This window comes from Sutcliffiella sp. FSL R7-0096 (genome assembly GCF_038595065.1).
Lineage (GTDB): Bacteria > Bacillota > Bacilli > Bacillales > Bacillaceae_I > Sutcliffiella_A.
The window spans coordinates 3403595-3420838 of sequence record NZ_CP152003.1 but is presented as its reverse complement, the minus strand read 5'-3'; the positions used below and the strand labels follow the sequence as shown (position 1 = coordinate 3420838).

Here is a 17244-nt window from a genome sequence, read left to right as displayed (position 1 = left end):
TAACAATATTAATAGGCTCTTTTCTCAAAGATTGTTGCTATTTACTTGTAAAAAGTAGGCAATCGGACTTTTTACTGTTATCAGACTCTATAAGGTGCAAGTAGTTTCTTCAGTACAGCAGGGAAAAGAGCACGACAGTAGGGAAGATAACAGACGGTTTAAAAATTCGTAAAAGCAACAAAGTTTACGAAAAGAGCCTATTAATGAGTAACATCCATTATTTTACCTAAGGAATTGTCGGTTGAAAAGGAGTTGCAATATGTTTACATCATTGAAGGAGCTTCAAAAGGAAATTAGTTTCACGATGAAAAGCGAGATAAACCTGGGATTGGAGCGAATGCTCCGCTTTTTGGAGAAGGTAGGCAATCCTCAGGATCAAATAAAAATAGTTCACATTGGAGGGACGAATGGCAAGGGATCCACGTTGCGCTTTCTAGAGAGCATGCTACTTGAGGCAGGCCATAATGTCGGGACGTTTCATTCCCCTTCCTATGAGTATATAAATGACCAGATTTCTGTGAATGGTGAGTACATAACAGATTCAGAACTAATGGAAGTAATGAAATTATTTAATGAAAAGGGTCTTGATGAAGTTGGATTGACCGAGTTTGAGTTGCAGACTGCCACGGCATTTTATTATTTTGCTTGCATGAAGAAGGTGGATTTTGCCTTGATCGAGGTTGGCCTCGGTGGTAGGGAGGATTCCACTAATGTGATGAAGCCGGTCCTGTCCATTATAACTAACGTAGGTTATGACCATATCGGCTTCTTGGGGACAACCATTAAAGAAATAGCCGCTCATAAAGCGGGCATCATCAAAAAAGGGGTTCCTGTTATTAGTGGGGAACAAAAGGCAGAGGCGAAAGAAGTCATCAGGGCAGAAGCAAAGACAAACGGAAGTCCCATCAGTTTTATGGAAGAGGATTTTTCTTATTCACTAGTAGATATGGAGCAGGAAGGAGAGACCTTTAAGTACCATGCTAAGGATAAGTTGATAAGTGATATAAGGATTTCGATGCAGGGAGAACATCAGGTGGCTAACGCTTCACTTGCAATAAAGGCATACCTCACGTTGACGGAAAAGGGATTAGCTCGATATGAGGAAAAAATATTAAAGCGGGGGATATTGAAAGCGACCCACCCAGGAAGATTTGAAGTGGTTAGCCATAACCCACTCATCATCATGGATGGGGCACATAATGACGAGGCGGTGGATGCATTGGTGCGTTCTGTCGAGAGATGCTATTCAAATAGGACAGTAATCGTTCTTTTCAGTGCGCTTAAAGATAAACCGATTGAATCCATGGTGAAAAAGTTGGAAAAGGTGGCATCTGAAATTATTTTTACTTCCTTTCATTTTCCTCGAGCTGCCCGGGCAGAAGATATTTATCATATAAGCCATCATCCAAAAAAACAATTAGAGAGAGTGTGGGAAATCGCTCTCGATGCTGCTGTATCAAGGCTTAATGAGGAATCCGTATTGCTTGTTACAGGTTCCCTTTACTTCATTTCAGAAACTAGGTCTTATCTCACACGAAAAGATGAAGAGAGATAAGGGATATTTATCCTATTTTTGTTGTGACAAATGTTAGAAAATTTGATAATATTTAATTATTGAGAAAGCACGTCGAAAAATGGATAGAGAAGGGAGGGGTTAGTTTGGTAGCTCAGGGAGTGAATCGCCAAAAGGAAATGGTGATTTGGACAAGCTTTATCGTGTTGGTCCCCATCTTTTTATGGTTAGGATATCAGCTTTCACCTGTAGTGTTAAAAGATTTGCCAATTTGGCACCTTGTCGGGTTTATAGCTTTGGCTATTATACTTGCCCTGATTCCGATAGTGGTAGGAGAGGTACCGCTATTTTTGGCGCAAGGAGTTTCGCTGGCAGCCCTCCTGTCCTTTGGTCTATTTATCGAGATGATTGTGACACTCATCTCGGTCCTTGCCTTAATGGTGTATATGCGGATGAACAGGCAGAACTTGGTGCGCATTCCCATTAATATGCTGATGTTTTCTAGCATATCATTGGTAGCTGGTTTTGTTTTTTATGCTTTAGGTGGAACGCCTGGAGATACAAGGTTATGGAATATCGGCGTCCTTACTCCGATACTTGCACATGAATTAGTCTATTTCACCCTTAATACAGTATATTTATATTTTATTCAATTATCTATATATGAGCGAAGAAGTAAATTCATCACTCCTGATACGAAGTGGGATGCCGTTACAAGCATCATGGTCTTACCGGTGGGGTTAATCCTCTACACGCTCTATGAGCAAGTGGGAGCAGTTGCCTTGTTATATGTCGGTTTGCCCTTCGTCATCTTAACCTTGATTCTGCAACTCTATCATTCCAGTCAAAAGGTCAATGTTCATCTCCAACAAGCTGCAGATGTCGGCCATCAATTAACGGAAAGACTTGATACAATAGGGGTATTGGATGTGTTCCTAGAGAAAATCTCCACTCTCTTCAAGGTAGATTATGCAGCAATTATTGACGTGAACGGGGATAAGATCATGAAAGTGCTCCGTGTGATGGACAAGGAAAACAGCGTGGAGCCCAATACCATCCTTCTCACAGACGAAGAAGAACTATTGGCCTATGTGTTAAAACGTGGAAAAAGCGTCTGTTATTTGACGAAGAAAGAATGGAAGCATATTTCCAAGACACATCTTCCCGCTTCCATGCAAAGTGTGATGTGCGTCCCAGTCATCCGTAATCATAAAATTGAGGGGCTCGTATTGCTTGCAAGCTCATCCAAGCGCACATACGATAAATCCCAATTGATGATTGTCGATATACTTTGCTCCTATTTTGGGGTGGCGATGGAAAAAGCACGCCACTATCAAGAAACAAAAAGAAAAAGCGAACGCTGTGCCCTTACAAAACTATATAATTATCGCTTTTTTGAAAGTGTCCTTGATAATGAGTATGAAAAGCTTAACAATGGACAATCCAAGTCTCTTTCTCTCATCATGCTGGATCTTGATCATTTCAAAAGAATCAATGATATATATGGCCACCAGAGTGGAAATGAGATCCTAATGCAGGTAGCCGATCGATTGACAGCAATTGTTGGTAATAAGGGGACGGTTGCAAGATATGGTGGGGAAGAGTTCGTCATCCTTCTTCCTAATGTGGAGCGGGGACAATGTCTTGAACTGGCTGAGCGCATACGGGTGCATCTAGCCACTAGATCATTCCCACTCAAGCAACACATACGCGATGCGCAAGGTTCCCAGCTTGTAAAAGTAACAGCAAGTATCGGATTTGCGACCGCTCCGGATGATGCGGAAGACACACTTGACCTCATACGCCATGCGGACCGTGCGATGTATGTCGGGGCGAAGCAGGCTGGAAGGAATAAGGTAGCCGAGTATCGGAAGACATCATAACAAAAGGAAACTCTCGTCATTGATGACGAGAGTTTTTTTGAAGGGATATAAATAACGGCGCTGGTGATCTCAGCGTCAGACTTCGCATTCTGCAGGGCGGTCGGCAAGCCTTAGGTGTCTCAAGTCTACTGTTTCTTCCCCCCCGGGTGCTTCACCTTTCGCTTCAATCACCAGCTAGAATAACCATAAATTCAGTTTTTTCCTTTACAATTAGTTACTCCAATTCCAAAGGGCGACTTCGTCAATATGAATAGCTCCAATCCAGTCATCTTCTTTCAGGGAGAGCACTTCTTTTGTCGGTCCGGTAATGACAACTCCGTGATGGGATATTTCATTTTTCTCTAGGTAACTGATAACATGATTCAGCTTTATTTCATTATGCATCACTTGAATTTGATTAAATTCCTTTTGATAATCTTTCAGAAACTGAAGTGTCTTTTTAAACTGTTTGTGCAACATCTCAGTATCCCCTTCTTTATATTCAGGTGCAGACCTACCTTCCGTAATAGTTGATCCAAAAAGAGAACGTTCCTCTGCTCGTGAAGTAAGTGTCCAATCCTCACTGTGAAAGATGGGATAATTGGGAAAACCAATGTTGGAAATGGGATAATAGTTATCTCTATCATTTGGAATATCCACTGGAAACCAAATCAAGTCGAGGTCTTTACCTTGGAAGTGCTCAAACACTTTTTCAGTAGACATAATCTCATCAAAGGTAATGAAAGCCGTAGCAACTGTGCCTTCAGGAAGCATCTCAAGTCTTTCCCATTCTGAAGTGGACTCTGATGGATATTCTTTTAGGAAGGATGGATGCAAAAATTGTACTTGGGAATTTTCATCTTTACCGTAATACTTCTTCTCCACATCCCCCATTTTAGAAAACAAAAAATCTACATCCATTTCTCCAACAGTATAAAATTCTTTTCCGACTTGCTTTCTTAACTCCATAGTAATCCCCATATTAAAGAATGTCCCTACCTCCGTATCAATGGAGTACTTATCTGCAAAAGGGTCTGTGATTAATTGCGAGAAGTTTATGACGTCAGCTAACTTTTGAGACCTTGTGTAGTCTTCTGACAAACCAGTAGAAAAACCGTGATAGTATATGTTAGTAACGAAAGAGGAAACCATCATAACCAGCAGTAAAATAGGTATTACGGTCAGTGCCGTGCCAATCCGCGCCTTCCACTTACTAGCTCGTAATATTTTCCATTGTTTATTTTTATCCATACTGGGCTTCATCCACTGTTTTTCCTGGGTATCCATTTCTTTTTCAAACTCTATTTTTTCTTCCTCAGTCATCTCCCCTTTATCAAACATATCCAGTTTTCTTTTAAAATCATCATTCATCTTTTTCGTTCTCCTTTCCTTGCATGAGTCTCACTTTTAAGCGGGCGCGGTAGAGCAGCACTTTAAAATACGTATCTGTAACCCCCATGGCCTCTGCAACCTTTGATTTCAGAAGCACTTCCTGTTCTGTTCCATGCCCCTTTCCAAAAAGTCTCTGGAAAAAACCTTGCTCTTTCAACACGGTACGCTTGTGCTTCCGGTAGTGATCAATAAACGCGTTATGGGCAATCCGGAACAGCCAGGGCTTGATGTCCTCACCCTTGTAATTCTCCACATATAAATACGCACGCAAAAATGTCTCCTGCACGAGATCTTCCGCAAGGTGATGGTCCCTGCACAAAGAAAGGAGGTACCGGAAAATATCCTGCATATGTTCTTGGTATATATCATCAATGGACTGTCTCATCTGGCCCCCCTTTCACAACAACAACGTCCGAAATATGGAAATGTTTCAAGGAAATGAAAAAATACTTTAAAGAAATTCTACCCTGTTGACTGGAGAGCAAGGTGTTAGACTCCGAAGGGAGGTAGCGGTAGGTTGAGACCCCGCAACGCAGTGAGGAGGCACAAGCACCGCCCCACGGAAAGCGAACACCTGGAACGAAAGGAAACAGGGAGTTTGTTAAAATTTCTCTACAGGTAGATTTTATGAGGAGTAAAAAATAGAGGAATAAACAATTTTTTCAATAAAATGTTTTATCTTGTAATCTACTATTTCAAAATACCTGGCTTTATTATACAATAACAATAGTTTACTTCGTTCTACAATTTCCTTTAAAAATACATAGAAAGCGGTGAGGATATGGGGGATTATCTATTTGCCGGACTGGCACTAATCTTACTGACGGCAATCTTCTTTTTGTTTCCGATGAAATTTTCTAAAATAGGAAAATGGGTCATTCCAGTAATCGCTTTTCTGGTCAGTGTATTAGGAATATACATATTTGAACTTCTCACACTATGGCATAGCATACTATCAATGATTCTACTTCTACTGCTAACCGCTATCCTACTTCAACGATTACCATTATTCATCACTTCAACAGAAACAGATACTATTCAATCACAGAAGACAATGGAACAAGAAAATAGAATTAACCAATCAGCCCATCCTACAACAGCTTCAAAAAGCAAGCCATCTTTTGAAGAACTGTCTGATGAGCTGATAGAAAAAAGATAAGCTTTTTATTTGGAGGGAACGGGATGCAAAGTCTGAAGCTGCTAGTTGCTTTGCTCGTATGTACAGTTTTTATTTTCGGTTTTTCCCAGGTGGGGACCCTGGTAATCAATCAATGGCTCCCACACACAAATTCATTTGCAGAGGCCACACTTATTGCCAATGAAGAAGTGAGCAATACATCCAAGCCAGATGCACTGGAAAAAATGGAGGCAGCCAAAAGCAATTGGTTAACCAATGGGACTATTTATTTGGAATGGGCAGGGGAATTACAGCCCTTCCCTAAAGAAGCCTTCACCTATTACATATCCGAATCGGTGGAATATGCCGTGGACGGCTCCCAGAACAACTTGAAGGTGGAACTTCCGAATGGAACACTGCTGGAGCAGATTGAAACACTTTCCCAGACTAGTGACATTTTCTCCGCCATGGATACGGAACAACTGAAAAAGGATCTGGAAGAGGTGGCGTCCCAACTGAAAGAAGGGGATCATACTTTTTCTTTCTCCAACTATCTTGTTGATGAAGAAGTGATGAATCAGACAGCCCTTCAAGTACAATTGAATCTATTCGGACAGACAGCAGGAACGGAATTAAATACAGCATTGAACGGAAAAGAGATTAAGCTTAGAGCCAATGAAATATTCTCTGTACAGAACTGGTTGATCAAGGAAGAGATAGAATTATCGGATGAGGCGGCAAGCATCTTTGCATCCATGCTATTCGAGTTAATAGCACCAACAAACTTTGCGGTCGTGGAACGCCATATTTCCAAGGAACTGCCTGTCTGGGCTTCGAACGGATATGAAGCACGCATCCAAAAGGATAAGATGGATTTTACTATTACCAACCCAAATAACAGTGACTTTACCATCGCGTTATCGGCGGAGTCGAACGTTCTATCCGGAGAGCTGAATGGTGGCCCACTGCCTTATGTGTATGAGGTAAAGCAGGCAGAGATGCAGACACTCTCACCTAAAACGGTCGTGCAGTACTCTGCGACGATCCCTTCTACAGGGAAGCAGGTAAAAGAAACCGGTAAAAACGGCTCCTATATTCAAATGGTCCGTACGGCTACAGACGCTTCAGGAAAAGTGGTGGAAACACTCATATACAGCGAAGATTTTTATGCTCCAATCCAGCGCGTTGAATTGCACGCCCTGACCAAGCCTCCCGTTGTAGCGGATAATACCAACCCTAATCTGCCTGGGTCCAACACGGGTACGAATACAGGAATCAATACTGGCACCAACACAGGGACAAACACAGGTACGAATACCAATACCAATACAGGAACCAGCACAAACACCAATACCGGTTCCAATACAAATACAAACACCAATACGGGCACGAACGCTAATCCAAACACAAACCCGACCAACACAACGGGAGGGGAAAACAATAACACAGGTGGTTCCAACAGCACCACGAACCCTGGCACCGGAAGTGGCAATAACGATGACAACAAAAATCCAGGGACAGGTTCAGGGGCTGTAGGAAAATAAGTGAAGTAAAAGGATGATCTCCATATGGTTCAAACTAGAAAGAGACTTGGTGACCTGCTTGTAGATGCTGGGATCATCACAGAAAGCCAATTACAAAGCGCTTTAAATGAAAAGGCACGGGATCAGAAGATAGGCGATGTATTGCTTCAGAAAGGCTATATTACTGAGCAGCAGCTCATAGAAGTGCTGGAATTTCAACTTGGAATTCCACATGTGAGTCTGTACCGATATCCACTTGATGAGAGTCTGGTCCATTTGATTTCCAAGGATTTTGCAAAAAGAAATCTCATTATTCCGCTAAAAAAAGAACAGAATAAGCTGTTTGTCGCCATGGCCGATCCGATGGACTTTTTTGCGATGGACGACTTGCGGCTTTCTACAGGGTTTGAAGTGGAGCCTGTTATCGCAACAAAGGACGATATTCTGCGTTCCATCAATAAGTACTATGAAACGACCGATTCCATGGATGAACTGTTGGAAGGCTTCGAACCAAATATAGAAGTTAAGGTCCAGGAAGAGAGTATCACAGAGGATGATTCTCCGATCGTAAGGATTGTGAACCAGCTTCTTCAAAATGCCGTGCAACAGCGGGCAAGTGATATCCATATCGATCCGCATGAAACGAAGGTGGTCGTGCGGTATCGAATTGACGGAGTTTTGCGGACAGAGAGAACCCTGCCAAAGCATACACAAAACGTATTGATAGCGAGGATCAAGATCTTAGGGAAAATGGATATCACCGAACACCGTGTCCCACAGGATGGCCGGATCAAGACCAATTTCGACTTCCATCCAGTTGATGTACGTGTTTCCACCCTGCCGACGGTTTTCGGGGAAAAAATCGTTATGCGTATCCTCGATATGAGCAGTGCATTGAATGATATTGCCCAACTTGGATTCAACCGAAAAAATAACGAACGATTTTTGGAGCTGATCCATCGCCCTACAGGAATCATCCTGATTACCGGTCCGACCGGTTCTGGTAAATCCTCTACCCTTTATGCCGCCCTTAATCACTTGAACAGTGAAGAAGTCAACATCATCACCGTGGAGGATCCGGTGGAGTACCAACTTGAAGGTATCAACCAGATCCAAGTGAATACCAATGTTGGCATGACCTTTGCCAAGGGGCTACGTGCCATCCTCCGCCAGGATCCGAATGTCATCATGGTTGGGGAGATTCGCGACCGGGAAACAGCGGAAGTGGCCGTTCGTGCATCCCTGACAGGCCACCTTGTTCTTAGTACATTACATACCAATGATTCTATCAGTACGATTACAAGATTGATTGATATGAAGGTGGAGCCGTTCCTTGTCGCTTCCTCCATCAATGGTGTGCTCGCTCAACGCTTGGTCAGAAAAGTGTGCCGTGATTGCGCCAAAATGGAAGAGCCGACACAAAGAGAGGTCGAAATTTTTGCAAAACGCGGCCTCACGGTGGAGAAGGTGCCAAGAGGGAAGGGCTGTGGAACATGTAATATGACAGGCTACAAGGGCCGTCTTGCCATCCATGAACTTTTGGTCATTAACGATAAAATGAAAAAAATGATCATGAATAATGAGTCCGTATCCACCATTCGGGAACTGGCATATGAGCAGGATACCGTTTTCCTTATCGATGACGGCTTGGAAAAAGTAAAGCAAGGGTTGACGACGACCGAGGAAATCTTGCGTGTCGCCTTGTCAGAGTAGGTGATGAGCAATGATTGAAAAAATGAATGATTGGCTTCATGCCGCATACGAATACAAGGCTTCCGACATCCATCTTTCTGTTGGGGTCGCACCTGTATTTCGAATCAATGGCGATCTGAAGCGATACGGACAAGAAATTCTAACACCTGAAGACACTGAAACACTTGCTAAACAGATGATTCCGGATTTCATGTGGGAACGCTTTAAGGAAAAAGGGGAATTGGACTTTTCCTATAGTGTTCCTGGAATTTCACGCTTCCGAGTTAATGCCTACAGACAGCGAAACTCTGTTGCGATAGCGATACGGATTATCCCAACAAGGATCCCATCACTGGAAGAGCTGCAACTGCCTTCGATTTTACAAACACTCATGGACAAACCGCAGGGACTTATTCTAGTGACAGGACCAACTGGAAGCGGGAAATCCACGACCCTTGCATCCATGATTGATTTTATTAATAGATCTCAGAAAAAACATATCATCACACTAGAGGATCCGATTGAGTATTTGCACCGCCATAATCAGTGCATGATCGATCAGCGTGAGGTCGGCTTTGACACGAAGACATTTGCAACAGGACTCCGTGCTTCCTTGAGGCAGGATCCGGATATCATTTTAGTTGGAGAATTACGAGACCTAGAAACCATCCAGACGGCCATCACGGCTGCGGAAACGGGGCATCTTGTTTTAGGAACGCTTCACACCACAAGCGCACCATCGACGATCGATCGAATCATTGATGTATTCCCAGGCCCACAACAAGCACAGATACGTATTCAGTTGGCATCTGTTCTCGTTTCCATCGTGTCCCAAAGACTATTCCCTACCATTGATAGGCAAGGAAGGAAAGTGGCCACAGAGATACTTGTCAACACACCGGCAGTGGCCAACCTGATTCGTAACGAAAAGATCCATCAAATACAAAACGTGATGCAAACAAGCAAGGCGCTTGGCATGCATACATTGGAAATGAGCATCAAACAACTCATTCAACAAGGCCATATCAGCAGGATAACTGCCGAGAGCTTCTTACAGGAGACGATTCAACATGCCTAGATTCACCTATACCGGCAGGAACACAGCCGGCAAACAGACAGGAAACATCACAAGCAGCTCGCGCCGGGAAGCGATTGTAATGCTAAAGGAAAAAGGAATCCGGGTGATGAACCTCGAGGAAGTGCCGGAATCCATTTTCACAAAGGAAATCACCATCGGAAATCCTGTGAAATTGAGGGACTTCGTTATCTTCCTGCGCCAATTTTCCACTTTGATCCGTGCCGGAATATCGGTTGTGGAAGCAACCAATGTATTGGCCCAACAGACATCAAGCAAAGCGTTGAAACGCGTGCTTTTTGATGTGGAGGAAGAGCTGAAGCAAGGAAACCCGCTATCAGAAGCGGCTGCCAAGCACCCTAAGGTTTTCTCCACTATGTTCATCAATATGATCAAGGCAGGGGAGGCAAGTGGAGCACTGGACGATACCCTGGACCGTCTCGCCACTCAATTTGAAAAGCAGAATGAGACAAGGCAGAAAATTGTTTCAGCCCTGACCTATCCGTTGGTACTTGGAGTCATTGCAATCGGGGTAGTCATCTTTTTGCTTGTGGGAGTTGTTCCCACCTTTGTTTCGATGTTCAGCGACTTTGGAGCGGACCTTCCGTTGATTACAAGATTCGTACTTGGTGCAAGTGAATGGATGCAAAGCTTTTGGTGGTTATTGCTGTTGCTGCTTGGGGGAATCTTAGTGGGGATCATGGCGATGAACAAGCAGAAACAGACAAAATATTATATCGACTATGCGTTATTGCGTCTGCCAATCTTCGGACCATTATTGCAGAAGGCTGTCATTGCGAGACTGACAAGGACACTGAGTTCATTGTTTTCAAGTTCAGTCCCGATTTTGCAGGCCATCACCATTGTAGAAAAGATTGTCGAAAACGAAGTGATTGCGAGAGTGTTGGCGCGTAGTAAAATGGAATTAGAAAAAGGTGAATCCCTCACTGGGCCGATGAAAGAGCATTGGGCTTTTCCGCCGCTTGTCACACAGATGATCAGCATAGGGGAAAGCACAGGTTCACTTGATACCATGTTGGACAAAATAGCCGAATTCTATGAAAAAGAAGTCGACTATGCAACCGACCGATTGAAAAGTTTAATTGAGCCACTAATGATTGTTGTGCTCGCTGTGATAGTCGGGACTATAGTCACATCAATCCTAGTTCCAATGTTCGATATTTTTAACCATATTCAAATGTAGAAACGTGTAAAATCTTATTGAAATTTGAAAGATAGTATAATAGAATTATATGTAGATAGATTACTACATATTTCCATTACGGGAGGAAAATTACGATGTTGCAAAAATGTAGAAAAATGCTTCGCAACGAAAAAGGGTTAACATTGATCGAATTACTTGCTGTTGTTGTTATTTTGGGGATTATTGCTGCGATTGCTGTGCCTAGTATCGGGAAAATAATAGATAATTCAAAAAAAGATGCCCATTTAGCAAATGCGCAGCAAATGGTAAGTGCAGGGAAACTAGCAATTGTAAATAATGCAGATATAATTGATGAGGATACTAATCAAATTACATTGGGAGCCCTTCAAGGCGCGGGGTTAATTGAGAGTAATATTAAGCATCCACATGGTGATGCATATGATATTGATAACTCATATGTAGTTGTTTCAGGGACCACTGTTACAGGTGTTTTGTTACTATCTAAGGACACTGCTCATGGAGTGTATTCTGGAAGTGCTGGTTCGGAGACTGTAGTCTCTGTCACAAGCCTAAGTAGATCGTCTGTTAAACCTGAGTAATGAAGGTTTTTATAATTAGCTTCGCCCTCCTCCTAGGCTCCTTCTACAACGTAGTGGGCCTACGGATACCAAAGGGTGAGTCAATAGTCACACCAAGATCACATTGTACCAATTGCAAAACCACATTGACGGGGCTAGATTTAGTTCCCGTCCTTTCATATGTATTTCTTAAAGGGAGATGTCGGCACTGTCAAAAGTCCGTGTCTCCTATTTATCCATTATTCGAGCTTTTGACGGCTGTGCTTTTTGTCCTAGCTCCCCTATTGATGGGATGGACTTATGAACTGATTGTCGCATGGACATTTATTTCCATGCTCATTATCATTGTTATATCGGACCTTTATTATATGCTCATTCCGAACAAGATCCTCCTATTTTTCTTTGGACTTTTCATCATTGAACGGTTTTTCATTCCCTATCAAACCATACCGGACCATCTAATAGGATTGGCGGTTGGATTTTTCATTCCCTTTTTGGTTGCCATTCTTTCAAAAGGCGGGATGGGTGGGGGAGATGTGAAGCTTTTTGCCGTACTGGGGTTTGTCCTGGGTTGGGAGCTTGTTATACTTACCTTCTTCCTAGCATCATTAATCGGAATGATTGCAGCCCTTATCGGAATGCTACTTGGAAAAGTAAAAAGAGGTGTGCCGTTTCCATTCGGTCCATCCATCGCACTTGCTTCAGTGATTACTTATTTTAAAGGGGAAGAAATACTATTTTGGTATTTTTCCTTACTCTTCTAGTACAACAACTTACATAAGGAGCTTTCTGGATGGAATTTTCGTTTCTGCAACCAAAGCAAAACAATTTCATAAATTTGATTATCCGTGACCATGTCATTCGAATGGTAGAGTTGAAAAGTTTGGATCCATTGACAATCAAGCGCACAAATGAGCGATATTTGCCGCCAAATATCATCCGAGATGGAAAGATTGTCGATGAAAATATTTTTCGTCTCATTTTAGAAGAATGTGTAGAAGACTGGGGACTAAAACGGAAGCATGTCCGTTTTGTTGTGCCAGATCAATACGTCGTCACCCGGAAACTGACGATTCCCTCTAATATCATGGATGACGAAATCATTGGTCATTTGTATCTGGAGTTGGGTTCGACCATCCATCTGCCATTTGAGGATCCCGTGTTTGATGTACATGTTCTTCATCGTTCGGAAAAGACGGAGCTGGTTCTTTTTGCTTCGCCTGAAGAAGTGGTAACCCAGATATCTTCGTTGCTTGAAGACAACAAAATGAAACCGTCGGCAGCGGATGTCTCCTCCCTTTGTTTATATCGCCTGTATTATGAATTTGGTCAGCGTAATGAACAAGATCATCTGTTAGTCATCCATTTTGATGTGAGCTGTATTACTCTGAGCATCTTCATGAACCATGTTCCTGTTTTCATGCGTACCGTTGCATTCCCGCAGGACATGAAGGTTTGGGAAGTGTCTGTCACCAATACCCAGCTAGAATGGGCGGGGGACATCGTACAGTTCAATGTGTTCCTGGAGGATTTCATCATTGAAGTGGAGCGTATCATGAACTTTTTCCGTTATTCCTTGAATCAGGGGAATGAAGAGATTGGTAGGGTTCTACTTTACGGAGACCATCCGAATCTGCCTTTGATTCATGCAAAGCTCAAAGAGAAGACTTCGGTGAAAGTAGATACGTATGAACAGGAAGTTTACACACTAGACCAAGAGGTGGTTGACCCGAAATACTACTACTCCTTAGGGTTGGCGTTAAAAGAGGTGCAATGATGTTAGTAGATATCGATTTATTACCGAAAAAGAAATCCAGAAATATTACCACGCCTCTTGTGTATGGCATTTGTGCATTTTTTCTTTTGTTTTCAGCTATCATTCTTTTTACCTTTTATAACATGGTCAATAACGATGTACAGACAGCCCAACAGGAACTGGAAATGGTGCAGCAATTAAGGGTTGCCAAGGAAGATCCGGTGAACCGTTCGCAAAACTCTTCCTCAGCTAAACGACTCGAAGATACGGTTGTATGGGCGGAGGAGTACCCGCTTGAGATGGTTCCTGTGATGCAGGACCTAATCAGGCTGTTGCCAGAACGAGGATTCATTCAAAGCTTTACCTATGATGAAACAGGATTATTAAACCTATCCGTTCAATTTGATGAATCAAGGGATGCTGCCTATTTCCTCTATCATTTGAACGAATCGACTCTATACCATTCCATCGATCTCTCTTCCATTTCAACAGTTGATGTCGGAACGGAAGAAACAGTCGGTGTGCTCCCAAGGTATATAGGACAATACACCTTGGCATTTGACCGCGATGCATTCCAAACCGTCGAAGAGGAAGTAGAAGAGGAAGAAGAAGTGGAAAGCGAAACTGATACGGAAGTGGAGGAGGACGAAGAGTTATGATGATTGAACTGGAAAAGAAACATTACATCTTGTTAAGCTCTTGTGTTCTCCTGATCGTATTGGGTATCGCCGGTTTCTACTATTTGTCTTATGCACCAAAGGAAGCAAGAGCACAACAGTTGCATGACGAGAAAAAAATAGAAGAGCAGCTTATCCAAGTGTTGGAGCAACAGGAGGAAACGGCTAACGCAATCGGCAATACAACGGTTGAGCTTCAACGTAAGATTCCTGTCACCCCTTATTTGGAGCAGCTTATTTTGGAAATGGAAAAGGCAGAAGTCCTATCAAATAGTAGAATCGTAAGCATGACTTTCGGTGAGGGTGAGTTCATTCCTGCCGGTACAACCTTGGAAGAATATGAAACGATGCATGAAGACGAAGGGGAAACAGTCCAGGAGGAAGCGTATTTACCAGAAGGACTGAAAAAAGTCACAGTTAATCTATCCGTTGAATCGGAAGTATATGAAGATTTGACCACCTTTCTTTCTTCCCTGGAGAGTTTGACGCGGATAACGCAGGTGGAATCCGTAAGCTTCACCGGTCTACCTGAAGTGACTTCGACCGAACAGGAATTGGAATCTCTTACTTACTCCGTAACTCTTTCAGCATTTTACCTTCCTGAACTTGATGATCTGGTGGAAGACCTACCTCCTTTATCTGTTCCGGAACCAAGTAATCGAACAAATCCATTTATCGACACCAATTAATTATTTCCGTGGAAATAGTCGAATTCATCTTGGGGATGGATATTGTGTCGGAAAAGAATTAGGACAAGACGACAAAAGTCTTGTTCTTTTTTTTATGGCCTATGATAGGATAAAACAAATCTAACCAAGACAAAATTTGTCAAACGTAAACGGAGGTGTGGAAAGTGGACAATCACCAGGTAAAAATAAAAATAAATGGAAAAGAAAAGCCGTACGGAAGTGGAAAGAAGAAAAAGAATTACAAAGAGAAAGTGCCGTCTCAGCAAAAAGAGGTCCCGATCAAGGATGATTTCCCGGAAGAGGAATTGCCGATCATCATTGTGGACGAATCAGCAGCTGCTGCTGAAAAAAAGGAAGAAGAATTTGAATGGGTGCTACCGAAAGAGCCACCAAAAAACTCAAAGGAGTCTAAAAAGTCAAAAGACTCACAAGATAACACTTCATATATTGAAGATCTCCGTCAGATGAACAAAGACAAAGGAACAAAGGTGCGTCCGACCCCTTTTGGTAAAAAGAAAAAGCTTGCTCCTCCATCCTTCTCAAAGCAGCTTCTATTATCCATTGGTATGGCTATCGGTATTGGAACTTGTTTAGGTTTTCTGATTCTTGCAGTCATGAATATGTCCGGAACACCAGTTAATCCAGAAGTGCCAGCCGCTGCACCGGTGACGAATCAAACGAATGATGCACCTGAGACCCCTGCAGTCAGTGGGGAAGGAAACGCCACCATTCCTGCTCAAACTATTTCTGTCCTTCAAGCAGGTGCCTTTACCACGGCGGAGGGAGCCAATGCAGAAATGGAGCGTCTGAAGGCTGCCGGTTTTCCAGCAACCGCCCTAGGTTCTGATCCCACATATGTCTTTATGGCTGTCGGGCAAAATGTGGAAGGGATGAAGCAAATGGCAGGGGCGGCACAAGAAAAAGGGTTTGAACCTTATGCAAAAGAAATCAGTCTTTCGGAAAAAACGGTAAATTCCCTCACAGACCAGGATGCACTTTTGCTTCAAGAAGGTCAGGTATTGTACAAGCAGCTTACGGTTGCTACCGCACTTTTATTACAAGGCAGATCCTTGGATGCTGCAACCTCTGAAACCCTTGGAGCCTCCTTCGATAAAGTAGCCGCCATTAATGATTCGGAATTAACAGAGAGCATAAAAGAATGGAAGGCAACACTTTCCGGAGCCTATGAAAGCTTGCAGTCCCATCAATCATCCAATAACACCGAAGCACTCTGGGATGCCCAACAAAAACTATTAGACGCAACCAAATTCTTATATTAATAGATAAGTGGATTGAAGCGGAAGTCACTTTACTCCTGCGGGAGGCTCCCGGACCGCCTGCGGAAAGCAAGTGACCGCAGCGAAAAGAAACGTCAAACTTATTAACGATACCATACAGACGCCAGCCCCAAAATTCCATTTTGGGGCCTTTTTTCTGTCAAAAAAACAATTTTCCCAATTCATCGGAAGATATTTGGCCCTGCCATAATGTTTGTGATAGGATTAACATGTATCTCTCAACCAACTACTATTTGCGAAAGGTGATAAAACATGAAACCTCTTATTTTAGCCTCAGGATCCCCCAGAAGAAAGGAACTTCTCCAACAAGTACACCTCCCTTTTACCGTGAAGGTGAGTAACATCGAAGAAACCTTCGACCCATCCCTGACACCAGAAGAAATTGCGACTACCTTGGCTTATCAGAAAGCCCAAGATGTCTTTATGAAAAATAGAGACTCCGTTATCATCGGATCCGATACCATCGTTGTCCTTGGTGACAAGGTTCTCGGCAAACCGGAAAGTGAAAACGAGGCCAGAGCCACCCTCCGAACACTGAGCGGCAATACACACTATGTCATAAGTGGAGTTGCCATCTTGAGTGAAGAAAAAGAGGTGACCTTTTATGAAAAAACCTCCGTCACATTTTGGGATCTGACCGATGAGGATATCGAGTTTTACATCCAATCAGGAGAACCGATGGACAAAGCCGGTTCTTACGGGATTCAGGAAGTCGGTGCGCTTTTTGTAAAAGAGATCAAAGGAGACTACTTTTCGATTGTGGGGCTTCCGCTTTCAAGAACGATTCGTGAATTGAAAAGTTTTCAATAGAAGGCTCTTTTCGTAAACTTAGTTGCTGTTTCGTATGGATATATCAATCGTTATTTTCCTTATTGTCGTGCTCTTTTCCCTGCTGTACGTAATAACA

The 17244-nt window shown here is 42.9% G+C and carries 16 protein-coding genes; 14 read left to right on the top strand and 2 right to left on the bottom strand.

Features of this window, described 5'->3' with window-relative positions; all coding sequences use genetic code 11:
• Nucleotides 1–259 precede the first annotated feature (259 nt).
• Nucleotides 260–1555 (top strand): folylpolyglutamate synthase/dihydrofolate synthase family protein, encoded by a 1296-nt coding sequence (locus MKY77_RS17550; RefSeq protein ID WP_339147067.1) that lies wholly within the window; start codon nt 260–262, stop codon nt 1553–1555.
• Nucleotides 1556–1659: 104 nt separating this feature from the next.
• Nucleotides 1660–3396 (top strand): sensor domain-containing diguanylate cyclase, encoded by a 1737-nt coding sequence (locus MKY77_RS17545; RefSeq protein ID WP_339147066.1) that lies wholly within the window; start codon nt 1660–1662, stop codon nt 3394–3396.
• 210 nt (nt 3397–3606) lie between these two features.
• Here MKY77_RS17545 and MKY77_RS17540 read toward each other — a convergent pair whose 3' ends face one another.
• A complete protein-coding gene (locus tag MKY77_RS17540; protein WP_339147065.1) occupies nt 3607–4746 on the bottom strand; it encodes an anti sigma factor C-terminal domain-containing protein in 1140 nt (379 codons plus the stop codon).
• Complete coding sequence (locus MKY77_RS17535; RefSeq protein WP_339147064.1) at nt 4739–5152, bottom strand: sigma-70 family RNA polymerase sigma factor; 414 nt, start codon at nt 5150–5152, stop codon at nt 4739–4741. The genes MKY77_RS17540 and MKY77_RS17535 overlap by 8 nt, the downstream gene beginning before the upstream one ends.
• 396 nt (nt 5153–5548) lie before the next feature.
• Here MKY77_RS17535 and MKY77_RS17530 point away from each other — a divergent pair, with 396 nt between their 5' ends.
• The 12 genes from MKY77_RS17530 (at nt 5549) to MKY77_RS17475 (ending at nt 17147) form a co-directional block, all read left to right on the top strand.
• Nucleotides 5549–5926: a hypothetical protein gene (locus MKY77_RS17530; protein WP_339147063.1), complete on the top strand. Its 378-nt coding sequence runs from the start codon at nt 5549–5551 to the stop codon at nt 5924–5926.
• Nucleotides 5927–5949: 23 nt separating this feature from the next.
• Nucleotides 5950–7428, top strand: coding sequence for a hypothetical protein (locus tag MKY77_RS17525; protein ID WP_339147062.1), 1479 nt, complete (start codon nt 5950–5952; stop codon nt 7426–7428).
• Between the two features lie 24 nt (nt 7429–7452).
• Entirely contained in the window at nt 7453–9120 is a 1668-nt protein-coding gene (locus MKY77_RS17520) for an ATPase, T2SS/T4P/T4SS family (RefSeq protein WP_339147061.1), read from the top strand.
• A 10-nt stretch (nt 9121–9130) separates the two neighbouring features.
• The gene (locus tag MKY77_RS17515; RefSeq protein WP_339147060.1) at nt 9131–10177 is read left to right on the top strand and encodes a type IV pilus twitching motility protein PilT; all 1047 of its coding nucleotides are present in this window, start codon (nt 9131–9133) and stop codon (nt 10175–10177) included.
• Nucleotides 10170–11378 carry a type II secretion system F family protein gene (locus MKY77_RS17510; RefSeq protein WP_339147059.1) on the top strand — a complete coding sequence of 403 codons (1209 nt, stop codon included), beginning with the start codon at nt 10170–10172 and terminating at the stop codon, nt 11376–11378. The genes MKY77_RS17515 and MKY77_RS17510 overlap by 8 nt, the downstream gene beginning before the upstream one ends.
• Before the next feature lie 95 nt (nt 11379–11473).
• Nucleotides 11474–11938, top strand: coding sequence for a type II secretion system protein (locus MKY77_RS17505; protein WP_339147058.1), 465 nt, complete (start codon nt 11474–11476; stop codon nt 11936–11938).
• Nucleotides 11938–12681, top strand: a complete 744-nt coding sequence (locus MKY77_RS17500) for a prepilin peptidase (RefSeq protein ID WP_339147057.1) — start codon at nt 11938–11940, stop codon at nt 12679–12681. Before MKY77_RS17505 ends, MKY77_RS17500 begins: the two co-directional genes overlap by 1 nt.
• Nucleotides 12682–12710: 29 nt before the next feature.
• Nucleotides 12711–13694 (top strand): pilus assembly protein PilM, encoded by a 984-nt coding sequence (gene pilM / locus MKY77_RS17495; RefSeq protein WP_339147056.1) that lies wholly within the window; start codon nt 12711–12713, stop codon nt 13692–13694.
• Entirely contained in the window at nt 13691–14332 is a 642-nt protein-coding gene (locus MKY77_RS17490) for a hypothetical protein (protein ID WP_339147055.1), read from the top strand. The genes pilM and MKY77_RS17490 overlap by 4 nt, the downstream gene beginning before the upstream one ends.
• Nucleotides 14329–15039 carry a pilus assembly protein PilO gene (locus MKY77_RS17485; RefSeq protein ID WP_339147054.1) on the top strand — a complete coding sequence of 237 codons (711 nt, stop codon included), beginning with the start codon at nt 14329–14331 and terminating at the stop codon, nt 15037–15039. The genes MKY77_RS17490 and MKY77_RS17485 overlap by 4 nt, the downstream gene beginning before the upstream one ends.
• A gap of 164 nt (nt 15040–15203) precedes the next feature.
• On the top strand, nt 15204–16319 hold the full coding sequence (locus tag MKY77_RS17480; RefSeq protein ID WP_339147053.1) for a hypothetical protein: 1116 nt from the start codon (nt 15204–15206) through the stop codon (nt 16317–16319).
• A gap of 270 nt (nt 16320–16589) precedes the next feature.
• Complete coding sequence (locus MKY77_RS17475; protein WP_339147052.1) at nt 16590–17147, top strand: Maf family protein; 558 nt, start codon at nt 16590–16592, stop codon at nt 17145–17147.
• Nucleotides 17148–17244: the final 97 nt, after the last annotated feature.